Annotated in this window: 22 protein-coding genes, 1 other RNA gene and 1 riboswitch; of the genes, 17 read left to right on the top strand and 6 right to left on the bottom strand. The window is 67.1% G+C overall.

Features of this window, described 5'->3' with window-relative positions; all coding sequences use genetic code 11:
• The first annotated feature begins 11 nt into the window (after positions 1–11).
• A riboswitch (Fluoride riboswitch) is annotated at positions 12–103 on the top strand.
• Between the two features lie 19 nt (positions 104–122).
• Genes ACWDSI_RS07520 through ACWDSI_RS07510 form a run of 3 tightly spaced genes read left to right on the top strand, consistent with a single transcriptional unit; the run spans position 123 to position 1,554 of the window.
• On the top strand, positions 123–605 hold the full coding sequence (locus tag ACWDSI_RS07520) for a fluoride efflux transporter FluC (protein ID WP_449756152.1): 483 nt from the start codon (positions 123–125) through the stop codon (positions 603–605).
• Entirely contained in the window at positions 602–970 is a 369-nt protein-coding gene (gene crcB, locus ACWDSI_RS07515) for a fluoride efflux transporter CrcB (RefSeq protein ID WP_449756151.1), read from the top strand. Before ACWDSI_RS07520 ends, crcB begins: the two co-directional genes overlap by 4 nt.
• Positions 971–1,017: 47 nt before the next feature.
• Positions 1,018–1,554 carry a universal stress protein gene (locus ACWDSI_RS07510; RefSeq protein ID WP_449756150.1) on the top strand — a complete coding sequence of 179 codons (537 nt, stop codon included), beginning with the start codon at positions 1,018–1,020 and terminating at the stop codon, positions 1,552–1,554.
• A gap of 4 nt (positions 1,555–1,558) precedes the next feature.
• Here the strand turns inward: ACWDSI_RS07510 and ACWDSI_RS07505 are convergent, their stop codons facing one another.
• Positions 1,559–2,776, bottom strand: a complete 1,218-nt coding sequence (locus ACWDSI_RS07505) for an acyl-CoA dehydrogenase family protein (protein WP_449756149.1) — start codon at positions 2,774–2,776, stop codon at positions 1,559–1,561.
• Between the two features lie 28 nt (positions 2,777–2,804).
• Positions 2,805–4,187 (bottom strand): acyl-CoA dehydrogenase family protein, encoded by a 1,383-nt coding sequence (locus tag ACWDSI_RS07500; RefSeq protein WP_449756148.1) that lies wholly within the window; start codon positions 4,185–4,187, stop codon positions 2,805–2,807.
• 138 nt (positions 4,188–4,325) lie between these two features.
• Between ACWDSI_RS07500 and ACWDSI_RS07495 the strand changes: the two genes are divergently transcribed.
• Both ACWDSI_RS07495 and ACWDSI_RS07490 read left to right on the top strand, forming a co-directional pair.
• Positions 4,326–4,847 carry a DUF2752 domain-containing protein gene (locus ACWDSI_RS07495; RefSeq protein WP_449756147.1) on the top strand — a complete coding sequence of 174 codons (522 nt, stop codon included), beginning with the start codon at positions 4,326–4,328 and terminating at the stop codon, positions 4,845–4,847.
• Positions 4,848–4,912: 65 nt separating this feature from the next.
• Positions 4,913–5,572 (top strand): MBL fold metallo-hydrolase, encoded by a 660-nt coding sequence (locus ACWDSI_RS07490; RefSeq protein WP_449756146.1) that lies wholly within the window; start codon positions 4,913–4,915, stop codon positions 5,570–5,572.
• A gap of 12 nt (positions 5,573–5,584) precedes the next feature.
• Here the strand turns inward: ACWDSI_RS07490 and ACWDSI_RS07485 are convergent, their stop codons facing one another.
• Positions 5,585–5,983, bottom strand: coding sequence for a VOC family protein (locus ACWDSI_RS07485; RefSeq protein ID WP_449756145.1), 399 nt, complete (start codon positions 5,981–5,983; stop codon positions 5,585–5,587).
• A 121-nt stretch (positions 5,984–6,104) separates the two neighbouring features.
• Positions 6,105–6,920 carry a histidinol-phosphatase gene (gene hisN, locus ACWDSI_RS07480; protein WP_449756144.1) on the bottom strand — a complete coding sequence of 272 codons (816 nt, stop codon included), beginning with the start codon at positions 6,918–6,920 and terminating at the stop codon, positions 6,105–6,107.
• A gap of 167 nt (positions 6,921–7,087) precedes the next feature.
• Here hisN and ACWDSI_RS07475 point away from each other — a divergent pair, with 167 nt between their 5' ends.
• The 12 genes from ACWDSI_RS07475 to ssrA all read left to right on the top strand — a co-directional run bounded on the left by ACWDSI_RS07475 (position 7,088) and on the right by ssrA (position 16,274).
• A complete protein-coding gene (locus ACWDSI_RS07475; protein ID WP_449756143.1) occupies positions 7,088–7,744 on the top strand; it encodes a TetR/AcrR family transcriptional regulator in 657 nt (218 codons plus the stop codon).
• Complete coding sequence (locus ACWDSI_RS07470) at positions 7,741–8,586, top strand: NmrA family NAD(P)-binding protein (RefSeq protein ID WP_449756142.1); 846 nt, start codon at positions 7,741–7,743, stop codon at positions 8,584–8,586. Before ACWDSI_RS07475 ends, ACWDSI_RS07470 begins: the two co-directional genes overlap by 4 nt.
• A gap of 2 nt (positions 8,587–8,588) precedes the next feature.
• Positions 8,589–9,107: a cupin domain-containing protein gene (locus ACWDSI_RS07465; protein ID WP_449745292.1), complete on the top strand. Its 519-nt coding sequence runs from the start codon at positions 8,589–8,591 to the stop codon at positions 9,105–9,107.
• A gap of 64 nt (positions 9,108–9,171) precedes the next feature.
• Complete coding sequence (locus ACWDSI_RS07460) at positions 9,172–9,567, top strand: hypothetical protein (protein ID WP_449756141.1); 396 nt, start codon at positions 9,172–9,174, stop codon at positions 9,565–9,567.
• A gap of 64 nt (positions 9,568–9,631) precedes the next feature.
• On the top strand, positions 9,632–10,747 hold the full coding sequence (gene prfB / locus ACWDSI_RS07455; protein ID WP_449756140.1) for a peptide chain release factor 2: 1,116 nt from the start codon (positions 9,632–9,634) through the stop codon (positions 10,745–10,747).
• Positions 10,734–11,696, top strand: coding sequence for a mechanosensitive ion channel family protein (locus tag ACWDSI_RS07450; RefSeq protein ID WP_449756139.1), 963 nt, complete (start codon positions 10,734–10,736; stop codon positions 11,694–11,696). The genes prfB and ACWDSI_RS07450 overlap by 14 nt, the downstream gene beginning before the upstream one ends.
• Entirely contained in the window at positions 11,693–12,172 is a 480-nt protein-coding gene (locus ACWDSI_RS07445) for a hypothetical protein (RefSeq protein ID WP_449756138.1), read from the top strand. The genes ACWDSI_RS07450 and ACWDSI_RS07445 overlap by 4 nt, the downstream gene beginning before the upstream one ends.
• 83 nt (positions 12,173–12,255) lie before the next feature.
• On the top strand, positions 12,256–12,942 hold the full coding sequence (gene ftsE, locus ACWDSI_RS07440) for a cell division ATP-binding protein FtsE (RefSeq protein WP_449745287.1): 687 nt from the start codon (positions 12,256–12,258) through the stop codon (positions 12,940–12,942).
• Between the two features lie 107 nt (positions 12,943–13,049).
• A complete protein-coding gene (ftsX, locus tag ACWDSI_RS07435) occupies positions 13,050–13,961 on the top strand; it encodes a permease-like cell division protein FtsX (RefSeq protein WP_449745286.1) in 912 nt (303 codons plus the stop codon).
• A gap of 43 nt (positions 13,962–14,004) precedes the next feature.
• Positions 14,005–14,478: an SsrA-binding protein SmpB gene (smpB, locus tag ACWDSI_RS07430; protein WP_449745285.1), complete on the top strand. Its 474-nt coding sequence runs from the start codon at positions 14,005–14,007 to the stop codon at positions 14,476–14,478.
• An 83-nt stretch (positions 14,479–14,561) separates the two neighbouring features.
• Complete coding sequence (locus tag ACWDSI_RS07425) at positions 14,562–15,791, top strand: glycoside hydrolase family 27 protein (RefSeq protein WP_449756214.1); 1,230 nt, start codon at positions 14,562–14,564, stop codon at positions 15,789–15,791.
• 109 nt (positions 15,792–15,900) lie between these two features.
• Positions 15,901–16,274: a transfer-messenger RNA gene (gene ssrA / locus ACWDSI_RS07420) on the top strand.
• Positions 16,275–16,469: 195 nt separating this feature from the next.
• Here the strand turns inward: ssrA and ACWDSI_RS07415 are convergent.
• On the bottom strand, positions 16,470–17,006 hold the full coding sequence (locus ACWDSI_RS07415; protein WP_449756137.1) for a hypothetical protein: 537 nt from the start codon (positions 17,004–17,006) through the stop codon (positions 16,470–16,472).
• Complete coding sequence (locus ACWDSI_RS07410) at positions 17,003–17,608, bottom strand: alpha/beta hydrolase (protein WP_449756136.1); 606 nt, start codon at positions 17,606–17,608, stop codon at positions 17,003–17,005. The genes ACWDSI_RS07415 and ACWDSI_RS07410 overlap by 4 nt, the downstream gene beginning before the upstream one ends.
• Positions 17,609–17,618 lie beyond the last annotated feature (10 nt).

Here is a 17,618-nt window from a genome sequence, read left to right as displayed (position 1 = left end):
CGCGCGTTACGATCGGCTGAGGTGATGGATCTCGCCTGGGGGTCTCGGCTCCCGAACCGCCCACGGGCCCCGGTTCCGGACGGCTGATGGTTCCTGCTCCGATCGACGGAAGGAACTCAGTCGTGGCCCCAGAATCCGATGTACCGCCCGGGTTGCCCACCGACCCGGATGCCGAGCGCCCCTTACATTTTCGGCCGGGCGCGCTGGCCTGGGTGTTCGCCGGCGGTATCGTGGGCACCGGCCTGCGATATGTGCTCGAGGAGGCGTTTGCCCCCACGGGTCCCACCGCGTGGCCGTGGGCGACCTTCGGGATCAACCTCGCCGGGGCTTTCGTCCTGGGCGCGCTGCTGGAAGGGCTTGCCCTGTTCGGCGACGACAGCGGCTGGCGCCGCCGGATGCGACTGTTCGCCGGTACCGGGCTGTGCGGGGCGTTCACCACCTACAGCACCTTCGCACTGGAGACCTCGCTGCTGTCCCATCACGGCGCCACACCCACGGCGGTGGCCTACGCGGTGACGAGCGTGATACTCGGCGTCATCGGCGCGTGGCTCGGGATCGGGGCGGCGGCCGCGCTTCGTCGGGTGCGTCCCGGGGAGGTCGAATGATCGTCGCCGCCATGCTGATCGCCGGCGCGCTCGGTGCCCTCGCGCGGTTCGTCGTCGACGGTTCGGTCAAACGGTGGCGGTCGACGACCTTTCCGTTCGCGACGGTCGGCATCAACCTGGCGGGTTCATTTCTGCTCGGCGTGCTCGCCGGACTGGTGATCTATCACGCACTTCCCGCAGAGGTGCAGACTGTGGTGGGCACCGGATTCTGTGGTGGTTTCACGACATTCAGCACGGCGAGCTTCGAATCGGTGCGGCTTGCACAGCAGCGGCGGTCGCTGATGTTCGTCGTCAATGTTGCGGGCACACTCGTGGGGTCGGTGGCCGCGTGCGCACTGGGCCTGGTACTGGCCTGGACAATCTGAGAACGGAGAACACCGATGGACAGTGACACCGATGGACAGTGACACCGATGGACAGTGACACAGAAGGGCCGCTGCGACGGCGGGTGGCCGGCCCGCCGCCGCGGGTTGCACAGCGGGCCAACCTGGTGGTCGGTTGGGACCGGCACCCCTCGAGCCTGGCCGCGATGAGATATGCGGTGATGTTGGCCGCCGCGATCGACGCCCATGTCCATGTGGTGCACATCGTCGACCTCGACGACGCGCCGATCGACCCCGACACCGCGGACTGGGAGCGCGAATACCGCGACAACGTCTCCGGCGAGGCCCGGACCGCGCGTGAGCTTCTCGACGGGCTGGCCGCGTCGTGGACCTATCACAGCGGACATGGTTCTGCCGCAGACCTTCTCGGTGTGGTGGCCGATCGGTACGCGTCGATGATGATCGTGGTCGGCAGCCCGCGCGGTGGCGTGATGTCCTATCTCGACTCCGTGCTGGGGCAGTCGGTGGCGCACCGCCTCATCGGTCGACGCAAGGTGCCGCTGCTGCTGGTGCCCGCCGACACCGAGGTCGAGGGAATCGGCTTGGCGACCCCGGTGCCGCGGTGACCGCTCACTTCAGTTCGGCGCTGCTCTTGTTCAGAACTCGACGTGAGATGATCAGCTGCTGGATCTGCTGGGTGCCCTCGAAGATGTCGAGGATCTTGGAGTCGCGTGCCCACTTCTCCAACAGCAGACGTTCCGAATAGCCCAGTGTGCCTGCGAGTTCGACGGCCTTGTTGGTGATGTCGGTGACGGTGCGTCCCGCCTTGGCCTTCGACATCGATGCCTGCAGCGAGTTGGGCTCCTTGTTGTCGGCCATCCAGGTCGCCCGGATCGTCATCAGATAGGCGGCTTCGTAGTCGGCCTCCATCCGGATGAACTCGGCCGCTGCGGCGGGTTGGTCGGCGGCGGGCTTGTCGTAATCGATCTCGATGCCCGCCTCCTCCAGAATCCGGCGCAGTTCCTCCAACGCGGCGCGGGCGACGCCCACGGCCATGCCCGCGACCAGCGGCCGGGTGTTGTCGAAGGTCTGCATGACCCCGCCGAAGCCCTTCTTGGTGTCCACCTCCGGCGAACCGAGCAGGTTCTCCTTGGGGATTCGGCAATTGTCGAAACGGATCACGGCGGTGTCGGAGACGCGGATACCGAGTTTGTGTTCGAGACGCACCACCTCGACCCCGGGATGCTCACGCGGAACCACGAAACTCTTGATCGCGGCGCGGCCGAGACTCTTGTCCACGGTGGCCCACACCACGATGTGGGTGGCCCGCGATCCGGCGGTGACGAAGATCTTCTCGCCGTTGATGATGTATTCGTCGCCGTCGAGGGTGGCGGTGGTGGACACTGCCGCCGAGTCGGAGCCGAAGCTCGGTTCGGTGATCGCCATCGCTGCCCACACCTTGCCGAAACGCTTGAGCTGATCGTCGGTGGCCACGGCGGCAATCGCCGAGTTACCCAATCCCTGATACGGCATGCTGAGCGTCAGACCGACGTCGCCCCAACAGGTTTCGATGACATTCATCACCGACTGCATGTTGCCGCCGTTGACGTTCACCCCTGCCGGGGTCTCCTTCTTCTTCTGGCTGCGCCCACCGTCGGCGCCCGCACCAGCCTGCCCGGTCGCGGCGAGCCCGTCGTACAAGCTCGCCAAAGTGTCGAGTTCGACGGGATAGGAGTGCTCGGCGAGGTCGTACTTGCGCGAGATCGGGCGGAAGATCTCCGCGGCGGCCTGGTGGGCCTGATCGATGGTCGGATTGAGTTTGCGTGGAAGCTCGAGATTGATTGCCATGTCAGATGTTCCTCACAGATCGTCGTCGTCAGAGGACGACGATGCCCTCTCCGATGCCGGCGCCACGCAGGTCGCGGTACCACCGTTCCACCGGATGCTCCTTGGTGAAGCCGTGGCCACCGAGCAGCTGGACGCCGTCGAGGCCGATCTGCAGGCCCTTGTCGATGGTCAGCTTGCGGGCCAGCGCCGCCTCCCGGGCGAACGAGAGGCCCTGCTCGGCCCGTGACGCACCGCGCAGCGTGACCAGACGGATTCCGTCGATTTCGGTGGCCATGGTGGCGACCATGAAGGCGACGGCCTGGCGGTTGGAGATCGGCTCGCCGAATGCCTCGCGCTCGTTGACGTAGGGGATCACGTAGTCGAGGACGGCCTTGCCGGTGCCCGCGGCCAGAGCCGACCAGCCCAGCCGCGACAGGCGCACCACGTCGCGGTACGCGGCGAACGCGGCCTCATCGGCCTCGCCGGTGTCGCTGCCGAGCAGCGAGGACGCCGGTACGGCGACGTCCTGCAGCAGCAGGCGCCCCATCCCGGCGGCGCGTACACCCATGCCCGGATCGGCCTCGACGATCAGGCCCTTGGAATCGGATTCGACGATGAACAGTGCCGGACGGCCGTCGAGCTGTGCGCCGACGATGAACAGTTCCGACGATCCGGCGGCCGGCACGAACGACTTCACGCCGTTGAGGCGGTAACCGCTGGGCACCCGGGTTGCCTTGGTCTGCAATGAGAATGCGTCGAACAGCGCGCGCGGCTCGGCGATGACGACCGCCGACTGCGGCACATCCTCGCCGGCGAAATCGGGGAGGTAGGTCTTCTGTTGGGCGTCGCTGCCGAAGTTGGTGAGGGTGGTGGCCACTCCGCTCGGTGCCAGCAGCGGCAGTGCCAGTCCCATGTCGCCGTAGGCCATCGCCTCGGCGACGAGCGCGTTGGTCACCACACCGCGTTCGGACGCCGCGCCCTCGAATTCCTCGGGAACGTTGATCATCGTGATGCCGAGTTCGGCCGAGCGCGTGAGGATGTCGGCGGGTGCGGCGGCGTTGGCGTCCGCGTCGTAGGCGGCCGGACGCAGGATCTCCTCGGCGAATTCCTTCACCGTCTCGGCAATCATCTGCTGTTCGTCGTCGGGGGTGAGGTCGAAGTAGTCCTTGGGCGTGGTGGTCAGCCGCTTGGCGCTGTCCGAGCCGCCGCCCTGCACCGTCTTGAACGCGCGGTTGGCGGCGCCGAGGGTCTGGAAGCCGGTCTTGGTGCCCTGGTACGCGATACGGTTCAGGGGTTCGCGGATCTTGTACTTTTCGGCGAAGTCGGAGCCGGTCACCGTGGTGAGTACCCGCATCGCGGTGCCGATCGCACTGCGCTTGTGCGGGTTCTTGCCGACGGCGGAGGTGTCACGGGGTTCGGTGTGAGTCGTCATTGGTCACCATTTCTCGGGCGGTCGGGTCGTTCGAGCATGATCTTACTCGGCAGTAAGAACACACCTTACTACTCGGTAAGAAAATTGTCACGCAGTCGGTCGATGCAGATGGAGACGACGCGGCGATAGGCTTGTCCGGTGACCACCGAACAGGGCGCCGAGCCGGTGACTGGGGATTCATCGTCGCGGGTGACGGGGGATACCGGGTCGCCGTACACCGCGCCGCCCGCATCCCAGGCCACGGTGTCGCGCGTGGGTGCCGGCCTGGTCGTGGCGGGGGGAGTCGCGGCGCTCGCCGCGGCGTGCATCATCACCCCCTACGGCGCCGACCACGGACCCGAACTGTGTCCGTTTCGGGTGGCGACGGGACTGCCGTGTCCCGGATGCGGTCTCACCCGGAGCTGGGTGAATCTCATGCACGGCGACGTGGGGCGGGCATTCGCATTCAACCTGTTCGGCCCGATCACGTTGGCGGTCACGGTGATCGCCGTCGGACTCGCCGGCTGGACGCTCGTAAAGGGTCGGGGAGCGGTGCGGCGTTGGGCCACACCCGCCCTCACCCGGGTGGTGATCGCGTTGGTCGCGGTCTGGATCATCTACGGCGTGGCCCGGGGCGTGGACGCCGGATTCGGTTGGGGCCTGTTTCCTCGGGTTGCCTGAACCGGTCGAGGTGGCGTGACCGTCGGCACCTGGCGAGGGTGCCGTGCCGGTGCCACAGTGGGGACATGCAGATCACCCACTTCGGTCATTCCTGCGTGCTCGTCGAACTCGAGGGTTCGCGCATCCTGTTCGACCCGGGGAACTTCTCCCACGGATTCGAGGGCGTCGGTGATCTCGACGCCATCCTGATCACCCACCAGCATCCCGACCACTGCGACGTCGCGCGGCTGCCGGACCTGATCGCCGCCAACCCGCAAGCGATCCGCTACGCCGACCCGCAGACCGCGGCGCAACTCAACGCCGACGACGTCGCCGGCGAGTGGACCGCCGCCCTTGCCGGTCAGCATGTGGAGATAGGGGCGGTGACCGCGCGATTCACCGGAGGCCGCCACGCGGTGATCCACCCCGAGATCCCGGTGGTCGACAACGTGGCCTATGTCCTGAACACGGCGGCCGAGCGGGGCCGATTCATGCATCCCGGCGACTCCTTTTACATCCCGTTCGAGAAGATCGACGTCCTGGCACTGCCGTCGGCGGCCCCGTGGATGAAGCTCAGCGAGTCCGTCGACTACCTACGCGCCATGGCGCCACGGGTGGCGGTGCCCATTCATCAGGCGATCCTGTCCGACGCCGGAACCGGCATCCACTACGGGCGGTTGGCGGATATGAAGGCCGCGGGCACCGAGTTCACCGTCCTCGACACGGAGACGGCCGCCGAGGTCTGAGGGCGGGGCGCCTCAGGCCGGGGGCGCGAAAAACTCCAGCGCGATGTTGTCGGGGTCGCGGAAGGAAATGCCCGAACCGTAGTGGGCACGCTTGACGCCTGAGTGCTTGACACCGAGCTCGTCGAGACGCGTGAGCCAACCGTCGAGTTCGTCACGACCCACGGCGAAGGCGATGTGGTCGAGGCCGGTGCGGTGCTCGTCGAACGATCCGCTCGCGGCGGCGCCGTGGTGGGTGTGCAGACCGAACAGCGCCCCGCCGCCCAATGCGAACACGGTGTGGTGGAACGTGCCTGACTCCTCATCCTCGTCGAGGACGGGTTCGGCACCGAACAGGCGCGCGTACCACTCGGTACTCGCGGGCAAATCGGTCACGGTGATGGCGACATGAGTCAACCCTGGGAACTCCGGCATGGCGAGTACTCCTGACGTGCTGAGGTACCGCGGACACTAGGCCGCCACGCTGCACGGCGGACCCGGGTCTGCGATCACACTGGCCAATCCGCCAGGCACGATCTGTCCCGTCGGTCACCGGTCACCCTGCCCGACCGGAGGGCACTGTGGTCGCGAGGGCGGCCCGCACCTCGTCGTGCAACAGGCCGTTCGTGGCGATCGCGCTGCCGCCGCCGGGGCCGGGACTCCCGTCGAGGGCGGTGAACCGGCCCCCCGCCTCCCGGACGAGGATGTCCAGCGGCGCGAGGTCCCACAGCGACACCTCAGGCTCGGCGGTGATGTCCACCGCCCCTTCGGCGACGAGGCAGTAGTTGAAGAAGTCGCCGTAGCCGCGCACCCGCCACACCCGGTCGGTGAGGTCGATGAACCGTTCGCGCAGTCCGCGGTCGGCCCAGCCCGACAGGCTGGAGAACGCCAGACTCGACGACGCGAGGTCGGCAACGCGCGACACCGTGATCCGCCTCGGCTCACCGCCGTCGAAGCAGGCGTGGGCGCCGTGATCGCGGGCAGCCCACCAGCGTCGGCGCAGCGCGGGCGCCGACACCACCCCCACCTCGGGAACACCGTCGATGAGCAGCGCGATGAGTGTGGCCCACACCGGGACGCCGCGGACGAAGTTCTTGGTGCCGTCGATCGGGTCGACGACCCACTGCCGGCCGGTCATCGTCGCGTCGCCCCCGAACTCCTCACCCAGCACCTCGTCGCCCGGCCGGTCGGCGGCCAGCCGCTCACGGATCAGGCGTTCACATGCCAGATCGGCGTCGGACACCGGCGTCAGATCCGGCTTCTCGCTCACATCGAGGTCGAGGGCTCCGAAGCGCGTCATGGTGAGCTGGTCGGCGGATTCGGCGAGCGACAGGGCGAGGTCGAGGTCGCCGGCGAGGTCGGTGGGGAACACGTCGTCAGCCTATCGGCTCGTGTTTACGCGACGAAGATCCATCAAAGTGGATGTTTCAGTCCGGTTAATAAGGCATTAGCACAGAAAATATCCAAGAAGCAGCGTTGTAGCGTAAGAAGTGAGAGTTTCCCTACCACTTGATTGCCCCGATTCACGAGGAGGTAGCGATGATGGTCACCGCGACCACCCCCGTCCCCGAACGGTCACGCGATCCACACGCACCGCTCGACGGGATTTGGCAGCCCGAGCGTCCGCTGCGTCGCGACGCCGCGGCCAACCGCGAGCGAGTCCTGGCCGCCGCGGTGGCGATGTTCGCCCGCCAAGGCCGCGAGGTGTCGATGGCCGCCATCGCCGAGGCCGCCGGCGTCGGTGTGGGCACCCTCTATCGTCGATACCCGACCCGCGATGCGCTGCTCAGCGCACTCACCGAACGCTCATTCGAGCTGGCGCTACGCGCAATCCAGGAGGCCGACGATCCTGCGGTGCCGGCCATCGCGGCGCTCGGCCGGTTCTTCGAGACGACGGTCGAGCATCGTCACGAATTGCTGCTTCCGCTGCACGGCGGACCGACGGGGCTCAGCGAACACGCCCGATCGACGCAGCGCGCCATTCGCGACGCCGTCGACGCGGTGCTCGACCGAGGCCGACGCGAACTCACGGTCCGCGACGACGTGACCGCCGTCGACATCATCACCTTCGGAGCCCTTCTCGCGCATACTCTTTCGGCCGGTGATGCGCTGTCGGGGCACTTGCGACGCCAAGCGGCGATCTACCTCGCCGGCCTGGCTCCCGCACCTGAGCGCCTGGCGGAGGTCGGCGCGTGAACGCGGATACAGCACTCGTCGTGGGAGCATCCGGATCGGCCACCGGTCACGTCGTCACGTCGCTGGCCGGCGCCGGTGTCCGGGTGCGCGGACTGGTGCGCGACGCAGGACGCGCCGACCTCGCACGGACACGCGGCGCCACCGAGATCGCCGTGGGCGACCTGACCGACCCGGACAGTCTTCGGGCAGCTCTCGACGGAGTGGATGCGGTGTTCTACATCGCGCCGGCGTTCATCGACGACGAAGCCGACCTCGGCGTCCGGATGGTGGACCTGGCCACATCCGCGGGCGTCGGCCGGTTCGTGTTCTCGTCGGTGATCCATCCGACACTCGATCTGGTGAACCATTCGGCCAAGGCTCCGGTCGAACGCGCCCTCTACGACTCGGGCATGGAGTACGTCGTGTTCCAGCCCGCGCTCTTCTTCCAGAATCTGACCGCCGGGTTTCCCCGGGCGGCCGCGACCGGGGTGTTCGCCGAACCCTGGTCGGTCACGACGCGGTTCTCGCGGATCGACTATCGCGACATTGCCGACGCGGTGGCGCTCGCGATGACCGGCGACCGCCTCCTCGGAGGCACCTACGAGATGGCCACCGACGGCCAATTGGACCGCAACGACCTCGCTGACCTGATGAGTCGGGCGAGTGGCCGTGCGATTCGCGCCGAACGCCTCGATCCCGACGACCTACCCGACGTGTCGCCGCCGATGCGCGCTATGTTCGCCCACTACGACACCGCCGGACTGATCAGCACTGCGGTCACCGCGACGGCGGTCCTCGAACGGGCTCCGCGAACGCTCTCCGCCTTCTTCACCGAACTGTCGACCTCGACGAACGGACGCTGACCATGACCGAGTCACTCGCGATACCCGCCGACGATCCGCGGCGTGAACTGACCGTCGTCGATGCGGACGCCCCTGCGGCCGGATGGATCTCGTTGGCCGGCGACACGTACACGATGCTGATCACCGGACGGGAGACTGCTGGGAAGTACTGCCTGATCGACATGCAGATCCCCGATGGTGGCGGCCCCCCGCCGCATCGCCACGATTTCGAGGAGATGTTCACCGTCGTGTCCGGTGCGATCGACTTCACCTTTCGCGGTGCCACCACCACCGTTCGCGCGGGATCTACCGTCAACATCCCGGCCAACGCCCCGCACAACTTCCACAATTCGTCGGGCGCTCCTGCGCGCATGCTGTGCATGTGCGCTCCGGCCGGCCAAGACGAGTTCTTCCTCAGGGTGGGCGATCGCGTGGACGGGCCGTCGGCACCCCCGCCGGAACTCTCCGACGACGAGATCGCCGAACGCGGGCAGCGTTCGGCGCGGTTGGCGGTCGAGTACCGCACCGAGTTCGTCGGCTGAAACACCAGGTCGCGCGCACCGGCGTCGACCGAAATGCCGGACACACCCCGGTAGGGTTGGGCGCATGTGGATGACCGTGACCTTCACCGTGCTGCTCGCCGTCCTCGCTGTCGCGATGATCATGCAGTTCCGCGGCCGCCGAATCGGCGGCATGAAGGGCACCGGAGCAGGCTACGCGCAGGGCACCCTGACGGTCACCGGGGTGTCCGAACGCCCGGAACCCGACAGCAAGGGCCAGGCATTCTGCACCGTGTCGGGCACCATCGTGGGCCCGGGCACCAACCCGACCGAGGTGTACGGGCAGCTGGTCCTCGACGAGGGGCAGCCGTGGCCGCAGATCGGTTCGGATCAGCCGGTGGTGTACAAGCCGGGCAAGGCGAGTACCACCTGGCAGTTCGGGCAGCTACCACCGCCACCGGTGGCCGAGCCGCCCGCGACACCCCCGCCCCCCGCCGCCTGACCGCCGCTGACGTCGCCCGGACGCGTCGCTCGGCGCCGGCGTCGAGTCGGTACCCTGGTAAACCGTGCATCCCGACGTGACAACCGATCTCGAATCGCTCGACGCAACCCTGACGACTGTCGAAAAAGTCCTCGACATCGACGACTTGCGGCGACGGATCGACGAGCTCGAGATGCAGGCGTCGGATCCCGATCTGTGGAACGACCAGGAACACGCCCAGAAGGTGACCAGCGACCTCTCGCACGCGCAGACGGAGCTGCGCCGCGTCACCGAACTGCGCCAACGCCTCGACGACATGCCGGTGCACTACGAACTCGCCGAGTCGGAGGAGGGGGAGGCCCGCACCGCGGCCCTCGCCGACGCGGACGCCGAGCGTGCGTCGCTGCGTGCCGACATCCAAGCGGTCGAGGTCAAGACGATGCTCGCCGGCGAGTACGACCAACGCGACGCGCTGGTGAACATCCGGTCGGGCGCCGGCGGTGTGGATGCCGCCGACTGGGCGCAGATGCTGATGCGGATGTATGTCCGCTGGGCGGAGAAGCACGGCTACGGCGTGGAGGTCTACGACACCTCCTACGCCGAGGAGGCGGGTCTCAAGTCGGCGACCTTCGCGGTCAAGTCGCCCTACATGTACGGCACCTTGTCGGTGGAGCAGGGCACCCACCGCCTGGTGCGGATCAGCCCGTTCGACAACCAGAGTCGCCGACAGACCTCCTTCGCCGAGGTGGAGATCCTGCCCGTGGTGGAGACCACCGACCACATCGACATCGATGAGAACGACGTCAAGGTCGACGTCTACCGGTCGTCGGGTCCGGGCGGGCAGTCGGTGAACACCACCGACTCGGCCGTGCGGCTGACCCACCTGCCCACCGGCATCGTGGTGACCTGTCAGAACGAGAAGAGTCAGCTGCAGAACAAGGCGTCGGCGATGCGGGTGCTGCAGGCCAAACTGCTCGAACGCAAGCGGCAGGAAGAGCGTGCCGAACTCGACGCACTCAAGGGCGACGGTGGCTCCAGCTGGGGTAATCAGATGCGCTCATACGTGCTGCACCCCTACCAGATGGTGAAGGATCTGCGGACCAACGTGGAGAACAACAATCCCGCCGCCGTCCTCGACGGCGATCTCGACGCATTCATCGAGGCAGGAATCAGGTGGCGGATGGCCGATGCAGACGCATGAGCTGATACTCGCTGCCAACCAGGCGGCCACGCGGCAGCTCATCGCGCGCGTCTACGTGTGGCTGGCCACCACCGGCCTGGAGATCCTCGTCTGGATTCTGGGTGCCATCCTGGTCGCCCGGTTCATCCGATGGGCGGCGGACAAGTACGTCAAACGGCTCGAGTCGCAGTTCGACAACAGTGATCTCATCGTGCAGACCGAGGACGCCAAGCATCGGCGCGCCTTGGTCGACGTCGTCTCGTGGGCGTTGATCGTCGCAGTGGTCGTGGTGGTGATCATTCACATCCTCGTCGTTTTCGGGGTTCCCATCTCGGGACTCACCGGGCCCGGCGCGGTGGTCGGCGCCGCCCTGGGTTTCGGTGCCCAGCGCGTTGTGCAGGACATCCTGGCCGGGTTCTTCGTCGTCGCCGAGAAACAGTACGGCTACGGTGACGTGGTCAAGCTGAACGTCACGGGCGGTGGGTCCGCCGAGGGCACTGTCGAGGACGTCTCGCTGCGGATGACCCAGCTACGCACCAGCGAGGGCGAGGTGATCACGGTGCCCAACGGACAGATCATCACGGCCACCAACCTGTCCAAGGACTGGGCGCGCGCGGTTGTCGACGTGCCGATTCCCGCCGACGCCGACATCAGCGTGGCCAACGATGTGCTCGACGATGTGGGTCGCGACTTCTTCCGGAGTCCACGCTGGCACGACATACTGCTCGACGCGCCTTCCTCGCTCGGCGTGATCAGCCTCGAACTCGATTCGGTGGTGGTCCGGATGGTTGCGCGGACGCTGCCCGGCAAACAATTCGAGGTGAGTCGCGCGCTGCGGGTGAAGATCGTGCAAGGGCTCACCGCCGCGGGAATCACGGTCACACCGGGCCGCGACGTCGAGGCGGCCAGCGGACCACCCGCGGCGTTCGCCGGAGAGAAGGACGCATCGGGGAAGGACGGTGACCAATGATGGCCGACGACCCGTCGACACCCGCGGCGGACCAGCCCGAGGACGATCGCGAATCCTCGCACGCCTCCGAGGGTGGTTCTAACCACGGCATCCGCCGACCGCGGGACTGGGGACACATCCCCCGCACGCGCATCCGGACGAGCACGGCGCTGGTCACCGTGCTCTTCGTCGTGTCGGTGATCCTCTACGGGTACTCGTCGCAGCGGTACGGGGTGGTCAGCCCCGCTCCGGAGCCGGTGCGCAGGCCCACCACCGCGACATATTCGCCCACTCCGTCACTGTCGCCCACCTCGGTGGAGTCCGTGTCGCCGACCGAGTCGGTGGCACCCACCGGCGAGAACGACGACACACAACCCAGCGGTGAAGAGCAGTCGCCATCACCGCAAACCATCCCCGGATTGCCCGGCGTCACGGTTCCGCGGTTGGGCACAACGCAGCAGCAGACGCAGACCACACCGCCGGTGCCGACTCCCTGACCAGCGTCATGGTGGCAAGCCGCGGCACGGCGGGGTGAACACCTGAACGGATCTCTCAGACGTCCTGGCTACACTCTGTTCTCGTGATCAAGCTGGAAAACGTGACGATGAAGTACAAGGCGTCGAGTCGCCCAGCTCTTCGTGACCTCACACTCGAGGTGGACAAGGGTGAATTCGCGTTCCTCATCGGGCCGTCGGGTTCGGGCAAGTCCACGTTCTTCCGTCTGCTGCTCAAGGAGGATCGCCCGACCGGCGGCGAGGTGTATGTCGGCGACTTCCATGTGAACCGGCTCCGTGCCCGGATGGTGCCGAAGCTCCGCCAGTCCATCGGGTGTGTCTTTCAGGACTTCCGCCTGCTGCAGCAGAAATCGGTCGCCGACAATGTGGCCTTCGCCCTTGAGGTGATCGGCAAATCGCCGTCGACCATCCGCAAGCTCGTCCCGGAGGTGCTCGACTACGTGGGCCTCGAGGGCAAGCAGGACCGTATGCCCAACGAGTTGTCCGGTGGTGAGATGCAACGTGTCGCCATCGCGCGGGCCATTGTCAATCGCCCGCTCGTGCTGCTGGCCGACGAACCGACCGGCAACCTCGACCCGGAGACCAGCGAGGAGATCGTCGACGTGCTCGACCGGGTGAACCGTCGCGGCACCACCGTCGTGATGGCCACCCACGATCGCCACATCGTCGACGCCATGCGACGGCGCGTCCTCGAATTCGACAACGGCACGCTGGTGCGCAACGACGCCCAGGGTGTGTACGGCATCGGCTGACCACTGGGGGCGCACGGCCGGCACCTGAATGTCGGGGCGGCCGCGCACTCCCGGGCTTTCGGCAGCGCGTACCGCCCCACCGACCACTAAGGACGTGTAGAAGCAGCATGCGAGCGAACTTCATCATCAGCGAGGTCCTCAACGGACTTCGTCGCAACGTGACGATGACCGTCGCGATGATCCTCACCACGGCGATCACGCTGGGCATGTTCGGCGGCGGTCTGCTCGTGATCCAGATGGCGGACAAGAGCCAGAAGATCTTCCTCGACCGGGTGGAGATGCAGTTCTACATCAACGACGCGGTGACCGCGGCCGATCCCGACTGCCAGAAGGCGCCGTGTTCGGTGCTGCGTGCCGAGTTGGAGAAGCAGCCCGGCGTCGGTTCGGTGACCTACCTCAGCAAAGAGGACGCCTACAAGGCGGCCAAGGCGGCCTTTGAGCAGAGCGCACCGGAGATCGCCGACATGATCTCTCCGGACGCCAATCCGGCGTCGCTGAAGGTGCGGATGAGCGATCCCGCGGAGTTCGGCGCCGTGCTCGACAAGTTCGCCGACCGCAAGGACCTCGGCGTCGATGGTGTGCTCGACCAACGCGAGTTGGTCAAACGAATCTTCAGTGTGCTCGACGGAGTTCGCAACGCGGCATTCGCCGTGGCGGCGGTGCTCGCGATCGCGGCCATCCTGCTCATCGTCAACACCGTGCAGGTGGCCGCGTTCACGCGGCGGACCGAGGTGTCGATCATGCGATTGGTGGGCGCCACGCGCTGGTACACGCAGTTGCCGTTCCTGCTCGAGGCGGTGGTCGCGGCGTTCATCGGCTCGCTGCTGGCGATCGGCGGATTATTCGCGGCCAAGGTGTTGTTCTTCGACAATGCGCTGCGTGATCTGTACGGCGTGAACATTTTGGCGCGGATCACCACCGCGGATGTGCTGTTCGTGTCGCCATGGCTGATCCTCGCCGGAATTGTGTTGGCCGGGGCCACCGCGTATGTCACGCTGCGTGTCTACGTTCGCGAGTGAAACCACTGCGAGTGACGACCATCGATCCACGAGGAGGTGACGGATGCCCAAGGAGAAGGGCCGCAATGTGATCGCGACCAACCGCAAGGCGCGGCACAACTACGCCATTCTTGACACCTATGAGGCCGGTATCGCGCTCCTCGGGACCGAGGTCAAGAGCCTGCGCGAGGGCAAGGCGTCGCTGGTGGATGCGTTTGCCACGATCGACGACGGCGAGATCTGGCTGCGCGCGCTGCACATCGCCGAGTACGGCAGCGGGTCGTGGACCAACCACAGCCCGCGCCGCAACCGTAAGTTGCTGCTGCACCGCCGTGAGATCGACAATCTGATCGGCAAGATCCGGGACGGGAACCTCACCCTGGTCCCGTTGTCGATGTACTTCAACGACGGCAAGGTCAAGGTGGAGCTGGCGCTGGCGCGCGGTAAGCAGGCCCACGACAAGCGGCAGGACATCGCCCGACGCACCGCGCAGCGCGAGGTGGCCCGCGAGGTCGGCCGCCGCGTGAAGGGCATGTGATCGGATCGTTCGATCACCGTCCGGGCAACTCTGCGCACACTGAGCGCCGACGTTGTGCGCCGACGGTGGCGTGCGTGCTCTCGGTGCTGATCGCCGTGGTCTCCATCGCCGTGGTCTCGGCGTGTACGCCGACCCCGGCGGGCCGCCTCGGCGGCGACGCACCCGCGATCCCTGGGCTGGCCGCGACCCCACCGATGGGCTGGAACAGCTGGAACGCCTTTGGCTGCGGCATCACCGAGCAAATCGTCCGGCGCCAAGCCGACGCACTCGTGTCCACCGGGCTGCGTGACGCGGGCTACCGCTACGTGGTGGTCGACGACTGCTGGGCGGCGCCCCAACGATCCTCCGACGGGCGCCTGGTCGCCGACCCGGTTCGCTTCCCGTCGGGAATGGCCGCGCTCGGTGCGTATCTGCACAGTCGCGGATTGCTCTTCGGTCTCTACTCCGGTGCCCGGGACAAGACGTGCACCCAGTACCAGGGCACCTATCCGGGCGCCACCGGCAGCGGCGGTCACGAACGCGTGGACGCGCAGACATTCGCCGGGTGGGGAGTCGACTTCCTGAAGTACGACTGGTGTTCGGCGGACGGCGACCACGACGTCCAGTTGTCGGCGTTCACCGCCATGCGAGATGCGTTGCGCGCCACGGGCCGTCGCATGGTGTACGCGATCAACCCCAACAGCGGGGTGGCCGGTGCCCCGCCCGGGGCCGCCTACGACTGGGGTGGTGTGGCGACGATGACCCGCATCACCAACGACGTGAGTCCCGTGTGGTCGGCGGACAGCGGGCCGTCGGGGTATCAGGGCATCGTGAACATCGTCGACGCCGCTGCGCCGCTGACGTCGCGGGTGCGGCCCGGTTCGTTCCTCGATCCCGACATGCTGGTCGTCGGCGTGGGATCGGCGTTGACCACGGCGCAGCAACGCACCCAGATGTCGATGTGGGCGATGATGGCCGCCCCGCTGATGGCCGGAAACGACCTCACCGCGATGTCGCCGCAGACCCTGGCGGTGCTGCGCAACACGGCGATGCTGGCCATCGACCAGGACCAGCGGGTCAGCGCGGGAGCGCGGGTCGACGACGATCCCGAGATCTGGGCGCGTGCCATCGGGAACAAGGGACTCGTGATCTCGATGACCAACCGGGGCGACCATCCGCGCACCCTGTCGGTGTCCCTGTCGAGCGTCGGTCTGGCGGGCGATGCCTCGGTGACCGGCGTCGACGCGTGGACCGGTGCGAGCCACCGCGCCGATCGCGGCGAGTTGTCGGTGCCCGTCGGTGTGGGCGATACGGTGCTGCTGCAGATCCGCTGAGTCACGGCAGATCCGCCGGCGGCCGCCTGCTGCCGCCCGCAACGGGATGATCCCGCCGACGGACTTTGTTACACTGGAGTGCTCGCCCGATGAGGGCGGGTACCATCTCGGGGCTGATCGGTTTCGACTACGTGCGTCGAGGTGGGGGAAGCGTGTCGGTGCAGGCCAGAGACCACCGTATAAGCGTCGCGGCAACCAATTAAGCGCCGATAAGAATCAGCGCGACTACGCACTCGCTGCCTGACAGCGACTGCGTGTCTGTCGGCCCGGGTCTTGCTCCCATACCCGGTGCCGGCATCATCTCAGGGAGCTCACCGTCCGCTCCGGTCGCGGGAGCGGGCGGGACATCTCACAGCGACTGGGATCGTCATCTCGGCTTGTTCGCGTGACCGGGAGATCCGAGTAGAGGCATAGCGGACTGCACACGGAGAAGCCCTACCGAAGCGACGGAGGACCCGGGTTCAATTCCCGGCAGCTCCACGAGGTGCCCCCACTTGTTTACGCAGGTGGGGGCACTTTTCTTAGGTATTGCCACCTCAGTGGATATGGTGCCCGAACGTACAGAATGGGCGTCTGTCGGGCACCCGAAGTGCACCAGTGCACGTCGGGTTCGCTATAGCCGCCCATTGTGTACGAACTCAGAGACAGACAACGGGTGTGCCACCCCGCCAGCAGAAGTCAGGGCTCGATGCGATGTGCCACCAGGAACTCGGCAACTCGCGTCGCGCCTTCGAGTGTCACGTCGTAGGTGTCGGCGAGGACGCTGACCCGGACGCGAGGCAGGTGGACAAAGGTGTGCGGCATATTCTGCGGCTGCACCGCGATGGCGCCGATCGCGGAGAGCCGATCGGTCTCCATCACGAGGTAATCGGGCGTGTCGCCGTCATAGATTCGCTCCATCGCGACGCGGTCGATTCCCGCGGTCCCGACCTCGTAGTGATCGGTGGCCACCGACACCGATCTGAACGGCGACGTACCCGACGTCGCGCCAGAACGTTCAGCCTCCATGGGAGGGTCGGAGCCCGCCGGAACGTATGCCGTCCACGCGTGGTCACCCCCGTGGGTCGCTACCCAATGGCAAGCCGGAACCTCGTCCTCGGCGCCGGGATAGGGCGGCGGCGGGGGCAGCAGCTTCATTCCGGCGATCAGGTCGGCGCAGATCTCTCCGATCACCTCACACGACAGCAGCTGTACTCCGCCCCGATAGTCGGTCACGTCGGTGTCCCGGTGGCGACGTCGAGTTCGGCGCCGACGAAGCCCAGCGCCGCCGACTGCCACAGCCGGATGTGGTCGAGCATCGCGTGGCCACCGCCGGGCACGGCGATGAAGGTGGCGTCGAGGCCACGGCCCCGTAGCTCGGCGATCCCTTTCTGCGTCCGGGCCGCGGACGTGATCGTGTCCGCATCACCGTGGACGGCCACCACCCGCACCCCGTCCCGGATGAATCGCCAGTCGGCGTGCTGCCACCACGGCGCCAACGCCAGCACGCCGACCACCCGTTCATCCGCGGCCAACAGTGCGGCGGCGCGGCCACCCATCGAATGCCCGATGACGACTGTCGGAACGCCCGGGTGCTTCCCGGTGATCGCGTCGAGCGCCGCCGTCGCGTACGGCATCGGGCTGGCCTGACCGCCGTTCCACCCGTAGACGCGATAGCGCACCTGATGTACCGCCACCGCGCGTCGGTAGCGAGCCCGGATCGACCAGGTGAACGGGTACATACGCAGCGCCGAGCCCTGCCACGGGCGAAACGGCCGGTAGCTGCTGTCGGCACCCCCGGGCAGCACGAGGACGTTGAGCCTGGGTTCGGATCGCACGGACTCCACC

The sequence above is a fragment of the Gordonia sp. NPDC003429 genome, from assembly GCF_053588575.1.
Note: the sequence above shows the minus strand (reverse complement) of the source record. Positions and strands in the feature narration are given on the sequence as shown.